This is a genomic window from Thioclava sp. GXIMD4216, from assembly GCF_037949285.1.
GTDB classification, from domain to species: Bacteria; Pseudomonadota; Alphaproteobacteria; order Rhodobacterales; family Rhodobacteraceae; genus Thioclava; species Thioclava litoralis.
In genome coordinates, this window is sequence record NZ_CP149928.1 from 191530 (window position 1) to 205062 (window position 13533).

Sequence of the window (13533 nt, forward strand, 5' to 3'; positions counted from 1 at the left end):
CTATCTGCGGCGCGGGGCGGAGTGTCGGGCGGCCCAAGCCGCAAGGGGCGGTCCGGCAATCAGCACGACAAACAGCCGCAGGATCTGCAAGGTCATCACGAAAGACATATCGGCATTGCTGGAATAGGCGAGCGCGGCCACGGCATCGATGCTTCCGGGCACGGCGGCCAGTACCCCGCTGAGCGGGTCGAGCCCGACCGTCCAGCCCAGAGCCAGTCCGATCCCGCCGCCCAGCAGCACCATCCCTATCGCCGCACCGATGATTGCGGGCATGGCCCGACCGGCCTGACGCAGAAGGGGGCGGTCGAAGCGCAGGCCGACATTCGCGCCGATGACCAGATAGGCGGCGACCAGCATCTCGTGGGGGATGCCGACCGGAACGCCTGCGGATTTCAGCGCGATGGCGGCAATCAGCGGCACCATCATCCCTCCGGCGGGGACAAAACGCAGGAAGCGCTGTGACAGCGGGGCCAGCACCACCAGCAGACATGTGATCCAGACCGGCCCGTGCGGGGTGCTTCGGGCGGGGGCTGCTTGGGCCGGATCGGACAGGTCCGTCACATGCAGGCCCGTCATATGCAAAATCGCCGCCAGTGCCGACATCGACAGGATGACCACCAGAATCCGGAGCACCTGAATGATGGCAACGGCCCGTGCATCCAGATTGCGTTCCTCGCTGATGGCGATGACGGCGCTGGCCATGCCCGGCAGGAACCCCCAGATCGCCTCTTCGCGGGCAATGACCCCGAGCCGTCCCACAATCACCCCTGCGAGGATCGCCACCAGCATCGTGCCCGCCAGTGTGGCCAGCGCCTGAGGCCAGACCTCGCCAAGACGGGCAAGGGTGTCGGGGCGGTAGCTGGTGGCAATCAGCACTCCCGTCGCCCCTTGTGCCAGCGCCCGCAGGTCACGGTTGAAGGTCAGCACATGGCCGGACAGGCCGAAACACATCCCCACAAGGATCGGCCCGATCAGCAGCCCTGCCGGCACCGCCAGTGCCGAAAGGACAATGCCCGAGAGGATACAGGCCGCCCCAAGCCCTGCCCAGTGGAGGATCTGCCTTGCCTGTCTCGGAGTGGTCTGCATCACGTTGGGTCTGCCCCGTTTGGGTGGGTCGTTCTTTTCTCGGGCCATCTTGCAACATGACAGCCTGACGGACCATTCCATCCGCCGCGCAGGGGCGGCCCCTCTTGCGCACAGAAAAGGGCGCGGCGTTCTACCTGTGGTTGTGATGTCACGTTGCGGCACGGAATGCCTTCGCCCCCTTGATCACATTCGGGTGACGCGATTACTTCGCGTCATGAAAAAAGCGGCGCATATCGGGAAGGGATTTCACGGCATTCTGGCCGTTCTTCTTGCGTCGCTTCTGGGGCTGCAGGTGGCATTTGCCTATCAGCCCGCCTTGCCCGATGCCAGTCTGCGCGCCGATGAGGTGATCTTGCAGCTCTGCGACGGGGCGGGGCTGCATCGTGTGGCTTATGATCCGGTCACCGGCGCGGTGCGCGATCTGCCCGAGACCGAGGGCAGGGCGGCTGCGAAATGTCCGTTCTGTGTTCTTGGCCTGACCGCCTTGCCGGTTCTGGGCGGCCCGCCGGATTTCGTGGCACTGGCGCGGGGGATCGGTTTCGGACCCGTGCGGCTGGCGGGGATCGTTCCGGCGGCCCATCCTGTGCGGCTGTGGATCCGTGGCCCTCCGTCTGTAGCGTGATATCAACTGACAACCGCTGACAGGGCAGGCTCTGCCCTCAAGATGTCTTGCGCAGCAGGGCGTTGCCGCCTTGTGCATGTTTCGTTACTTTCCGGAGCTTCTCCATGACTATTCTGTCTTTCACGGCACGCCGTAGCGTGACCGCCTTTTTGCTTTGTTCCATTGCCCTGCCTGCCTTTGCGGAAACCGCAAAGAAGGACGCGACAACCGTCGATCTGGACACGATCTATGTCGAAGGGGCTGCGATGCAGACCGACGGCACCACCGTCACTCTCGACAAGGAGGCCCTTGCCACGGCACCTGCGCTGGATGGCGGGGCGCTGATGTCCACCATTCCCGGCATCGAAGGGTCGCGTATGGGGGGGCACGGGATCGACATCATCTTGCGGGGCATGTCGAAGAACCAGATCAATATCATTGATGCGGGCTCGTTTACCTATGGCGGCTGCCCCAGCCGGATGGACCCGCCTACCTCGATTGCCAGCTTTTACCGGGCGGACCGGATCGTGGTGGAAAAGGGCTATTCCAGTGTGACCAACGGGCCGGGAGCACCGGCAGGCACGGTGCGGCTGGAGCGCGACGCCCCCGAATTCGAGGCGGGCAAGAAGGTCTCGGGGTCGTTGACGGTTGGCGGGTCCAGCAATTCCGAGGCGAAAGAGATTTCGGGCACGCTGGCCTTCGATCTGGGGCACGGGTTCTATCTGGAAACCTCGGGCGAGTATAAGACGGCCAATGACTATAAGGACGGCAGCGGCAGGGATGTCCGCGCGGGCTATACCCAGAAAAGCACCGGCGTTACGCTGGGTTACAAGAACAATGGTGTGGATCTGGCGCTGGATGTCGAACATGACCGTGCCGAGGATGTCGAATTTGCAGGCGCGGCGATGGACAGCCCGCTGTCAAAAACCGAAACGATCCGTCTGCGGGGCGGTGTCGACCTCAGCTACGGGCCGCTGACGCGGATCGAAGGCTCGGTCTACCGGTCGGATGTCGATCACCGGATGGATAACTACTCGCTCCGCAGCCCCACAAATATGGCCATGCTGTCGCCCACCACTTCGGATACGCATGGGGGGAAACTGGAAGGCAAGCTGGATTTCGGGCGCACCAAAGCGACGGTCGGCATCGACTACCAGTCCAATTCCCGCACGGCCTTGGGCTATATGGCGATGTCTTCGGCGATGATCGACCTGGACAGCCCCTATTCGCTGACATGGCCCGATGTCACCATCGCCCAGACCGGCCTTTATGTGCAGACCGAAACCATGCTGAGCGCCAGCGACACGCTCAGGGCGGGGCTGCGCTATGATCACGTGCATGCCGATGTGGGCAAGGCCGATCAGTCGGTCAATGGCTATTCGCCCAACGACTATTACACCGAGGTGTATGGCACCAGCTATGATCATGCCCGCAGCGAGGACAATGTCGGCGGGCTCTTGCGGTACGAACACCAGTTCGATGCGCAGACCAAAGCCTTTATCGGCCTGTCGCGGGCGGTGCGCACGGCGGATGCGAATGAACGCGCGATGGCGCGCGGGTCGATGGGGGTTGCAAGCTATGTCGGCAATCCCGATATCGCGCCGGAAAAGCACAACCAGCTGGATATCGGTTTCCAGACCACGCGGGAGAACTGGTCGCTGAATGCGTCCGCTTTCTATGACCGTGTGGATGACTATATCCTGCAAGAGATCGTCACGACCTCGACAGGCAGCTCGCGCACCCAATATCGCAATGTCGGGGCGGACCTCTCGGGGGTCGAGGTCTTGGGAAGCTACAGCTATGGCGCATGGCTTTTTGCAGGGGATGCGACATGGACGCATGGCGAGAATACCAGCGATGACACGGCCTTGGCGCAGATCCCGCCGCTATCGGGCAGCCTGAGCGCGACATGGTCCGCCGATCTGTGGTCGGCAGGGGCGCGGGTGAACTGGGCCAGCCGCCAGAACCGGATCGACCCGTCGATCGATCCGGGCAAAACCGCGGGCTGGGCGACGCTGGATCTGTTCGGCAGCTACCAGTTGCGCGATAATGTGCGCCTGATGGGCGGGGTGGATAACCTGTTGGACAAAACCTATGCCCGCCATCTCAACCGCAAAAGCGTGTTCGACACCACCGTTCCCCGCGTCAACGAGCCGGGCCGGACGGCGTATCTGTCGGTGCAGATGACATTCTGATCTGCAATCGCCTCCTGATGGGGCGTTTGTAAGGGCAGGCAGGGGGATGGGCCCACATCTCCCTGTCTTTGCCTTCGGGGGGCATCTCAAAGCGGTTCTTATGGGCGTGCGGCTTGGGGATTGGGTGACGTTTTGCAAGTGAAATGGTCGGGTTTCTATCCCTGACATTTACACTCAAGTATTTGTTTTTGTTGACTTTTATTTTTTGTGCCATATATTTCCCCTATGCAAGGCCGCGTCCTGTCCGGACCGCCATAAAAAGGAGAGGAAATATCATGAGCAAGTCCTGCGCCGATTGCGCCTTCTTCGAAGACCACAAAACCAATTCCGAAACCGTTGCAGCCGCCGATGATGCGGGTCTGTGCCGTTTCAACCCGCCGGTGTCGCAGCCGGAAGCCTCCTCGCATGGCCTCTGGCCGGTTGTGAAAACCGATGACTGGTGCGGCCATTTCGAGGAAGAATGATCCGCGTTCTTCTTTAAGGTATTGAAATGCCTATAAAAGGCCTCCGTTCGCGGGGGCCTTTTTCGTTTTCTCCGCCGCAAGGAAATCGTCTCTTGATTTTTCCGAGTATTTTTGTCAAGTTCTGCCCGCAACAATGGAGTCACAGATCTTGTCACATATCCAAAGCACCCACCATTCGGATCAGACCCAAGCAGAGTTTCCGCAGGCCGAGTTGCTGCGATTGTTCCGGTTGCAGATGCAAAGTCTTGATAATCCGCCCAAAAATGGCTGGTTGCGGGGGTTGGCTTTTGCCCAGAAGATCTGGGGGCGTGGCAAGGGGGCCGAGGTGTTCGCCGATATGGCCGTGCTGATGGATCGGGTGCTGACGGCGCGCAAGTCACCGATGCGCTATGGCAATCCCGATTGCGACTGCTGCGCGCATAAGATCAATCCGCTGGAGAATTATCTGCTGCGGGTGGTTGCGGCCCATTGGGAGGGCAAGCCCGCCAATGCCGAGCCGTTCGCGATTTTCCTGTCGGAAGCCAATGCCCATGAGCAGATCGTGAAAACGGCGGCACGTCTGGCCGCTCTGCTGCCGAAACCTGCCGCCCTATAAGGCAGACCGGCTTGGCGCGCAGAGGCCGTCTTTTCTGTATGCGCTTTATTTCGCCTTGGGGGGCGCCCCTGATGGGGCATGGGAATTTTTCCCCATGTCCGGCGCCTGATCCCGTCCTTTTCCAGATGAAACCGCCAGCATATTGATTGCGAGCCCGATATTTTCACATGAGGGATATCATGCGAACGGTGCAGAGTATTCGGGACTTCCGCAAGGCGTCGGGCAAACGGCAACGGGATATGGCGGCAGAGCTTGGCCTGTCCGAGGCCGCTTTCGTGGCCGCCCATATCGGGGCGGCGCTGGATGTGCCGGGGGATTATGCGGCCTCTCCCATCACGGCCCATCCCGACGAGGTCATGCCGCTTCTGCCCGATCTGGGCGAGGTCATGACGCTGACACGCAACGGGTCTTGCGTGCATGAACGCGTCGGGCGCTTTGGCACCTATAAGGCGGGGCCTCATGCCGCGATGGTTCTGGGCCGCGAGATCGACACGCGGATCTTTCCCAAATACTGGGCTTATGGCTTTGCCGTGACCGAGCTTCGTCCCGAAGGTCCGCGCCGCTCTTTGCAGTTCTATGATCTCTATGGCGAGGCGCTACAGAAGATCTACCTCTTGGCACAATCGCAGCTTGCGGCATGGCAGCCGCTGGTTGACCGGCTGCGCCTGCCCGACCCCGCCACCGAGCTGGCACCGCTGCCGCTGCCCGCCCCCGAAGGCCCCAAGGGCGATCCGGCCAAGCGGCCCGCGCTGATTGCGGGCTGGCAGGAGATGACCGACACCCATCAGTTCAACCGGCTCACCCACAGGTTGGGCATGAACCGTCTGGGGGCCTATCGTATGGCTGGCCATCCCTTCGTGCGCGCGGTGGATCCGGCATCGGTCGGCGGCTGGTTGCGGGATCTGTCGATGACGGGCCAGAAGGTGATCTTTTTCGTCGGCAACCGTGGGCATATCCAGATTCATTGGGGCGCAATCCGCAATGTCCGCCCGCTGGGACCGTGGCTGAATGTGCTGGATGAAAGGTTCAACCTGCATCTGCGCGGCGATCATATTGCGGAATGCTATGTGGTCGAAAAGCCGACCCGTCGCGGTCTGGCGGTGTCGCTGGAGGCTTTCGATGCGGCGGGCGAGCTGATCTTCCAGTGCTTTGGCGAGCGCGAGAGTGACAGCGACGATCTGGCGCAATGGCATCATCTGCTGGATGCGCTGCCCTCCTGTTCCGCCGAGGCCGCAGAATGAGCCGGAAGCTACGGGCCGCCGTTCTCGCCTTGGTCAGCGTCGCCTTGGTCTGTGTCAGGGCGGCTCAGGCGCAAGAGCCCGCACGTATTCTGCCGGTGGGCGATGCGGCGACAGAATTTGTCTTCGCGCTGGGGGCGGGGGATCAGGTGGTGGCGCGTGACAGCACATCGCGTTTCCCGCCCGAGGTGCTGTCTTTGCCCGATATCGGCTATATGCGCCAGCTTTCGCCCGAGGGCGTGCTGTCGGTGACGCCCGATCTGATCCTCTTGCAGGCGGGGGCGGGACCGCCGGAAACGCTGCAGCAGTTGCGCGCCACCGGCCTGCCGCTTGTGACGCTGGAAGGCGGGTTCGATCCGGCACAGGTGCTGGACAATATCCGTCTGATCGGGGCGGCGCTGGGGCGTGCGCCACAGGCCGACGCATTGGCCCGTTCGCAGCAGGCGGTCTTTGCACAGCTGGCCGATATGGTGGCCCAAGGCCCGCATCCGCGGGTGATGTTCGTGCTGTCCGATCAGGCCGGACGGCTGAATGTGGCAGGGGCCGGCACCGGCGCCGACGGGATCCTGCGCCTTGCGGGTGCGGAGAACGTGATGGCGGACGCTTATACGGGCTATCGCCTTGTGTCGGACGAGGCGATCCTGCAGGCCGCCCCCGATATCGTCGTGATGCTTGATCATACCGGCCGCCCCGAGATGGACGCCCCTGCGGCCGATCTCTGGCGCAATGCGGCCTTGGCGGGCACACCGGCAGGGCAGCGGCAGGCCTTGGTGCGGATCGCGCCTGCGGCCTTGGCCTTCGGGCCGCGCACCGCCGAGATGGCCGCGCATTTGCGGCACGACCTTCTGGCCGCGGCTGCACCGCAATGATCCTGCGCTGTGGCTTCGGGGCCGTTTCGGGCCGGTGGCGCATGGCTGCGCCGCGCCCTGCGGGGGACCGGCATCTCCGTGCCCGTCTGCTCGGGCTGGGATTATGCGCGACCCTGATCGGGGTGATGGCGCTGTCGCTGCATCTGGGGGCGGCAGGGGCCAGCGATGTGCTGGGCGTTCTCGCCGCCAAGGCAGGGCTGGGTGTGGCCGATCCCCGCGACAGTCTGATCATCTGGAACATCCGCCTGCCGCGCATGGTGACGGCGGCGCTTGTGGGGGCGGCGTTGGCGGTGTCGGGCACCGTGATGCAGGGTCTTTTCCGCAACCCTCTGGCCGATCCGGGGCTGGTCGGGGTTTCTGCGGGGGCCGGGCTCGGGGCGGTGGCGGCCATTGTGCTGGGCGGGCTGCTGCCGGTTGCGCTGCTCGGGCCTGCAAGCGCGGGGCTGACCCCTGTGGCGGCCTTTCTGGGCGGCTGGCTGTCGACCTTCGTGCTGTATCGGATTGCCACACAGGGCGGGCGGACCTCGGTCGCGACCCTGCTGCTGGCGGGCATCGCGCTTGGCGCGTTGACGGGGGCGCTGACCGGAGTGCTGGTGTATCGCGCCAGCGACAGCCAGCTGCGCGATCTGACCTTCTGGAATATGGGATCGGTGGCGGGGGCCAGCTGGGCCAAGCTGGTGGTGGCCGCGCCGGTGATCTTGGCGGGGCTCTGTCTGGCCCCCGCTCTGGCGCGCGGGCTGGATGCGGTGTCTTTGGGCGAGGCGGTGGCCGTGCATCTGGGGGTTGATCCCCAGCGGCTGAAGCGGCGGGCCATCGTGCTGGTGGCGGCCACGGTGGGGGCCTCTGTTGCGCTGACCGGCGGGATCGGCTTTGTCGGGATTGTGGTGCCGCATTTGCTGCGGCTGGTTCAGGGGCCTGCACACCGGTTTCTGCTGCCCAATGCCGCCCTGCTGGGCGCGATCACCCTTTTGCTTGCCGATTGCCTGAGCCGCGTGGTGATCGCACCGGCGGAATTGCCGATCGGGATTGTGACAGCCGCCTTGGGCGGACCGTTTTTCCTGTGGATCCTGCTGCGCAATCGCGCCTTGGTGGATGTCTGATCATGCTGGTGGCAGAAACGGTTTCGGTGCAATTCGGCAGGCGGCAGGTGCTTGAGAGGGTCAGTTTTCAGGCCCGACCTGCTGCGGTGACGGCCATTGTCGGCCCGAACGGGTCAGGCAAGACGACCCTCTTGCGCTGTCTCGCGGGGGAGCTGTCCCATCAGGGGCAGGTGTATCTGAATGGCAGGGCGCTTTCTGCCCTGCGCCCCGCCGAGCAGGCAAGCTGGCGGGCGGTGCTGCCGCAATCGGGGCAGGTGGCTTTTCCCTTTACCGTGTTCGAGCTGGTCCGGTTGGGGCTGGGCGCGGGGCTGAGCCGCCATATCGCCGAACAGGGGGCAGAGGGGACCGGCCCTTTGGGGATCGTCGAGGCGGCGATCCGGCGCGTGGGGCTGGCGGGCTATGGCGGGCGGCTGGTGCAGGAACTGTCGGGGGGCGAACGCCAGCGGGCACAGCTGGCGCGCGTTCTGGCGCAGATCTGGCACCCTATGCATGAGGGACAGCCGCGCTGGCTCCTGCTGGATGAACCGGTCTCGGCGCTCGATATCGGCCATCAGCTTTCCATCATGCAGATCGCGCGCGACTTTGCCGATGCAGGCGGCGGTGTGGTGGCGGTGATGCATGACCTCAATCTGACATCGATGTTTGCCGACCAGATCGCCTTGATGTCGCAGGGCCGGATTTACCGGCAGGGGCCGCCGCAGGCGGTGCTGACCGATGGGGATCTCAGTGCTTGCTACGGCTGCCCGTTGCGCATCAATACCGCGCCGCAGGACGGACGGCCCTGGTTGTTGCCGCAAACCGCACGGGACCGCTAACGCCGTCCCCCGATGATCCTGAAGGCCAGCCATCGCCAGCCGAAACAGCAATACCGCCGCAGAAAAGGCGGACCCTATGGAGAGACAGATATGGCCTGTTCGACACAGCCTTGGCACAGAAGCACCGCTTTGGGGCTGATAATGATGGTGGCATTCGCGCCGCAGGCAATGGCGCAGGAGGACGACCCCGTTCTGCTGGAGACGATCCGCGTCGAGGATATGTCGCAGGCGCCCGCGGGCGCACCGGCGACCGAGCGTGTCACCGCACAGGACATGGCGCACCGTCAGGTCCAGTCGGTGGCCGAGGCGGTGGCATCGGTGCCCGGCGTGTCGGTCACGCGCGAGAACGATCTGCTGACCTCCAATATCTCGATCCGCAATTTCGGCGGGAATGCCGCCATGCCCAGTTCGCAGCAGGTGGTCTATGCGCTGGACGGCATCTCGATTGCGGGCAGCTCGATCTATCGCAATTCCAGCGGACAGGCGGTCGATCCGGCCCTGCTGAAATCGGTTTCCGTGCTCAAGGGGCCACTGGCCTCGCTGGAATACGGCTCGGGGATCGTGGGGGGCACCATCGCGATGGAGACGATCAATGGCCGTGACCTGACCGGTGCGGAAGGCGGGTTCCGCTATCGTCAGGTGCTGGGGGCCAGCTCCAATGGCGAGGGGTGGAAAACGGCGTCCACGCTGGCATGGGCCCCCAATGAAAGCGTCGATTTTCTGGCAAGCTATGCCCGCAGCGCCAAGGATAACAGCAAGGATGGCAAGGGCGAGGAGATCGATCTGGGGGCCTATAACGTGCCCTCCTATCTGCTGAAGGGGCGCTACCGCTTCGGGGCCGCAAATGAGCAGGCGCTGACCTTTACCTATGACAGGTCCGAAAGCGTGCAGCAGAATGTGCCCTTTGCCACCTCGTCCGAGATTGCGGCCTTCGGCAATGTCAACCGGACCCGCGATGGCCATGTGGCCTCGGTCGCCTATAGCTACCAGCCGGAGGCCAATCCGCTGGTGGATTTCAAGCTGAGCTATTCCCAGTCGCGGCAGGAGTTCGACATTGAGGGGCTGGGCGGGGCGTCCCTTGCCTTTTCGGGCAGCTATACGGTCGATACCGATACGCTGCAGGCAACCAATACCGCGCAATTCTCCACCGGCGCGATCCAGCATAGGCTGCGGGGCGGCGTGGCGCTGATCCGGCAGGAACATGACGGGATCATGCGCGGCGTCGCGGGCGAGGGCACCTCGCGCCGCACCGCCCTTTTTGCTATTGACGAGATGGATTTCGGGCGTGATCTGACGGTGTCGCTGGGCGGGCGGATCGAGCATCAGCGGCTGAGCGATCTGTCCTCCAATACCGGTGCCGCGCTGGCGGATATGTCAAGCACCGCGCGCAGTCTGGGGGCGGGGTTCGAGAAAGGGCTTGGCCATGATCTGCGCCTCTATGGCTCTTTCACCTATTCGGAAGCCTTGGCCCTTCCCGAATATGCGGGCCGCCAATGGGCGGATGGCACCTATTGGGGGGAGACGGTGTCCAAGAGCCGTTCGTGGGAGATTGGCGTAAAGCAGCAGTCAACCAACGCGCTGCAGCAGGGCGACCAGATGACGGCGTCCATCGGGCTTTACCGGACTGATATCGATGACAATAATGCCTATCCCAGCACGACCTATCAAGACCTGCGCAGCGCGGGTCTGGAAGCGGCGCTGCAATACCGGCTGGCAAACGGGGTCTATGCGCAGGCCAGCCTGACCACCAGTTTCTACAATGACTACAGCAATGACAGCCTGTCGGCATATAGCGCGTATAACTATGCGCTGACCGATCAGGCGCGGCTGACCTTGGGCCGTCAGTTCGCCTCTGGCTGGGATCTGAGCTGGACCCTGCGGGCAGGGCGGGCACAGACGATTGACGGTGTCGAACAGGCAGGCTGGGGCGTGAACGATCTGGCCGTGGGTTATACGGTTGCGCAGGGCCGTCTGGAGGGGCTGCGGGTCGATTTCGCGGTCGATAACATCTTCGACAAGCAGTATATCCGCCAATATACCACCAGCAGTGCCTCCTATCCCGAAGCGGGGCGCGATGTCCGTCTGACGCTGTCGAAAACCTTCTGACGCGGCGCGGCCCGCCGGACGGGGTTCGGGGCTTCAGACGGGGGCGGGCCCGATTGCTGCAATGGGCGCATCACTCTGTAGACCTTATGAGTGGTGCGCATATATCCTTCGGAAGACGCCCCCGCGAAGGAGATCAGGATGCTGCGCGAGAATATTCAGGACCTTATCGCTTTGGCCGCGGTTGCCGAAGAGCGCAGCTTCACGCGGGCGGCGGCGCGGCTCAATGTCTCGCAATCGGCGCTGAGCCACACCATCAAGGCACTGGAACACCGGCTTGGGTTGCGCCTTCTGACGCGGACCACGCGCTCTGTGGCACCGACTCTGGAAGGCGAGGACCTGCTGGCCACATTGACCCCCTGTTTCGAGACAATCGAGGCGCGGTTGCGGGCGCTGGACGAGGGGCGGCAACATCCGACAGGTACGGTGCGGATCGTGGCCACCGAATATGCGATCGAGACCTTGCTCTGGCCCAAACTCTCTCCGTTACTGAAGCAGTACCCCTCGATCCGTCTCGAACTGGTGATGGATTACGGCTTTACCGATCTTGCATCGGCGCAATGTGATGCGGGTGTGCGCTATGGCGAGGATGTCAGTGACGGGATGATCGCTTTGCGCATCGGTCCGGACGAGCGGATGCTCTGCGTGGGGGCACCCGCCTATTTTGCCGCAGCCGGTGTGCCGCAGGTCCCGCAGGATCTGACACGTCACGCCTGTATCAACCTGCGTCTCAGCACGCATGGCGGCCTCTATGCGTGGGAGTTTCAGGATGCGGCGGGCCATGACATCCGTATCAAGGTGTCAGGGCAGCTCTGTTTCAATACGGTTGGCGTCCTGCTGCCTGCGGTGCTTGACGGGCACGGTCTGGCTCTGGTGCCGGACTGTCTGGCGGCGCCCTATCTGGAAAGCGGTGCGCTACAGTCCTGCCTCGAGACGTTTTCTCCCGCTTTTCCGGGGTTCCACCTGTATTACCCCAGCCGCCAGCGCCCCTCTTCGGCCTTTGGCGCAGTGCTGGAGGCGCTGCGGTTGTGAAGGAAGGATTTATGCGGCTGGCTCATTAGTCCTATAAGTATCGCGCCGATTATCCCTCTTGGCTTATCGCTCTAAAGTGCCGTCCAGAGCCCGCTGGCCCAGACTGCGCGGGCGCCATAGGATGATGTGAGGACTGCGAGATGGGAATGACCGAAACCCTGACTTTGCCGAACGGGGTTGCGATCCCGAAGCTTGGCTTGGGCACATGGATGATCGAGAATGCGGAGGTGGCCGCCGCGGTGCAGGCCGCGCTGGAACTGGGCTATCGCCATATCGACACCGCGCAGGCCTATGCCAATGAAGCGGGCGTCGGGAAGGGTGTGCGCGACAGTGGCATCGCGCGCGACGAGGTCTTCGTGACCACGAAGCTGGCCGCAGAGATCAAATCCTATCCGGATGCCGTGAAGGCGATTGACGGGTCGTTACAGACGCTCGGGCTGGATTACATCGACCTGATGATCATCCATAGCCCGAAACCCTGGGCCGCCTTCCATGAGGCCGATCCCTATTCCGAGGGTAATCTGGCCGCATGGCGTGCCTTGGAAGAGGCTTACGAGGCAGGCAAGCTGCGCGCGATCGGGGTGTCGAATTTCCAGCAGGCGGATCTGGACAATCTGTTGCAAAATGCAAAGATCAAGCCGATGATCAACCAGATCCTTGCCCATATCTCGAACACGCCCTTTGATCTGATTTCCTATATTCAGGGGCATGACATGCTGGCCGAGGCCTATTCGCCTATCGGGCACGGGCAGATCCTGTCGCATCCCGATCTGCAGGCGATGGCGGAAACCTACGGGGTGGGGGTCGCGCAACTGAGCATCCGCTATGTGCTGCAACTGGGAATGATCGCCCTGCCCAAGACCGCCAATCCCGACCATATGCGCCGCAATGCGCAGCTCGATTTCACCATCACGCCGGAAGATATGGCGGTTTTGAAAGCGTTCGAGACGATCCGCGATTATGGCGAAGCTGGCGTCTTTCCCGTCTATGGTGGCCGGTTGTAATCTGGGGACGTCCGATAGAAATCCCATAGAAAGGAAAGCATTATGAAAATTACCCGTTCCGGTGAGACCCCGTCGATGCAGGGGCCGGAAGACTGGTTCAGCGGCACCGTGCGTATCGATCCGCTGTTTCAGGCCGAAGCGCCCGGTCGCTGCTCGGGGGCACATGTCACATTCGAGCCAGGCGCGCGCACGGCATGGCACACCCATCCGGCGGGGCAGACCCTCCTGATCACCTTCGGGCGTGGGCGCGTGCAGCGCGAGGGCGGTCCCGTGGAGGAGGTCTCGCAAGGGGATGTCGTCTGGTTTCCTGCCGGAGAAAAGCACTGGCACGGGGCCTGCGACAGCACGGCCATGAGCCATATCGCCATTCAGGAAAGCCTTGACGGAACCGCTGTGACATGGCTCGAGAAGGTGCGGGACGACGCGTAGAA

General features: G+C 63.1%; 13 protein-coding genes. 12 read left to right on the plus strand and 1 reads right to left on the minus strand.

The features are described 5' to 3' along the window. Window positions 1-1086: an AbrB family transcriptional regulator gene (locus WDB88_RS16265; protein ID WP_330629646.1), complete on the minus strand. Its 1086-nt coding sequence runs from the start codon at window positions 1084-1086 to the stop codon at window positions 1-3. Window positions 1087-1300: 214 nt separating this feature from the next. Here WDB88_RS16265 and WDB88_RS16270 point away from each other — a divergent pair, with 214 nt between their 5' ends. The 12 genes from WDB88_RS16270 (at window position 1301) to WDB88_RS16325 (ending at window position 13531) form a co-directional block, all read left to right on the plus strand. Beyond that, window positions 1301-1708, plus strand: coding sequence for a hypothetical protein (locus tag WDB88_RS16270; RefSeq protein WP_339110031.1), 408 nt, complete (start codon window positions 1301-1303; stop codon window positions 1706-1708). A gap of 104 nt (window positions 1709-1812) precedes the next feature. Further along, the gene (locus WDB88_RS16275; RefSeq protein ID WP_339110032.1) at window positions 1813-3882 is read left to right on the plus strand and encodes a TonB-dependent receptor; all 2070 of its coding nucleotides are present in this window, start codon (window positions 1813-1815) and stop codon (window positions 3880-3882) included. Window positions 3883-4157: 275 nt separating this feature from the next. Continuing rightward, window positions 4158-4346 carry a hypothetical protein gene (locus tag WDB88_RS16280; protein ID WP_330629571.1) on the plus strand — a complete coding sequence of 63 codons (189 nt, stop codon included), beginning with the start codon at window positions 4158-4160 and terminating at the stop codon, window positions 4344-4346. A gap of 148 nt (window positions 4347-4494) precedes the next feature. Further along, window positions 4495-4941 carry a hypothetical protein gene (locus tag WDB88_RS16285; protein ID WP_339110033.1) on the plus strand — a complete coding sequence of 149 codons (447 nt, stop codon included), beginning with the start codon at window positions 4495-4497 and terminating at the stop codon, window positions 4939-4941. A gap of 179 nt (window positions 4942-5120) precedes the next feature. Next, entirely contained in the window at window positions 5121-6182 is a 1062-nt protein-coding gene (locus WDB88_RS16290) for a ChuX/HutX family heme-like substrate-binding protein (protein WP_339110034.1), read from the plus strand. Further along, window positions 6179-7048 (plus strand): ABC transporter substrate-binding protein, encoded by an 870-nt coding sequence (locus WDB88_RS16295; RefSeq protein ID WP_339110035.1) that lies wholly within the window; start codon window positions 6179-6181, stop codon window positions 7046-7048. Before WDB88_RS16290 ends, WDB88_RS16295 begins: the two co-directional genes overlap by 4 nt. A gap of 41 nt (window positions 7049-7089) precedes the next feature. After that, complete coding sequence (locus WDB88_RS16300; RefSeq protein WP_330629647.1) at window positions 7090-8148, plus strand: iron ABC transporter permease; 1059 nt, start codon at window positions 7090-7092, stop codon at window positions 8146-8148. Window positions 8149-8150: 2 nt separating this feature from the next. Beyond that, window positions 8151-8963: a heme ABC transporter ATP-binding protein gene (locus WDB88_RS16305; protein ID WP_339110036.1), complete on the plus strand. Its 813-nt coding sequence runs from the start codon at window positions 8151-8153 to the stop codon at window positions 8961-8963. A 90-nt stretch (window positions 8964-9053) separates the two neighbouring features. Beyond that, window positions 9054-11069 carry a TonB-dependent receptor gene (locus tag WDB88_RS16310; RefSeq protein ID WP_339110037.1) on the plus strand — a complete coding sequence of 672 codons (2016 nt, stop codon included), beginning with the start codon at window positions 9054-9056 and terminating at the stop codon, window positions 11067-11069. Window positions 11070-11207: 138 nt separating this feature from the next. Next, window positions 11208-12098 carry a LysR family transcriptional regulator gene (locus WDB88_RS16315; RefSeq protein WP_330629579.1) on the plus strand — a complete coding sequence of 297 codons (891 nt, stop codon included), beginning with the start codon at window positions 11208-11210 and terminating at the stop codon, window positions 12096-12098. 140 nt (window positions 12099-12238) lie between these two features. Then, a complete protein-coding gene (locus WDB88_RS16320; RefSeq protein ID WP_339110038.1) occupies window positions 12239-13102 on the plus strand; it encodes an aldo/keto reductase in 864 nt (287 codons plus the stop codon). A gap of 42 nt (window positions 13103-13144) precedes the next feature. Beyond that, window positions 13145-13531, plus strand: coding sequence for a cupin domain-containing protein (locus WDB88_RS16325; RefSeq protein ID WP_330629582.1), 387 nt, complete (start codon window positions 13145-13147; stop codon window positions 13529-13531). Window positions 13532-13533 lie beyond the last annotated feature (2 nt).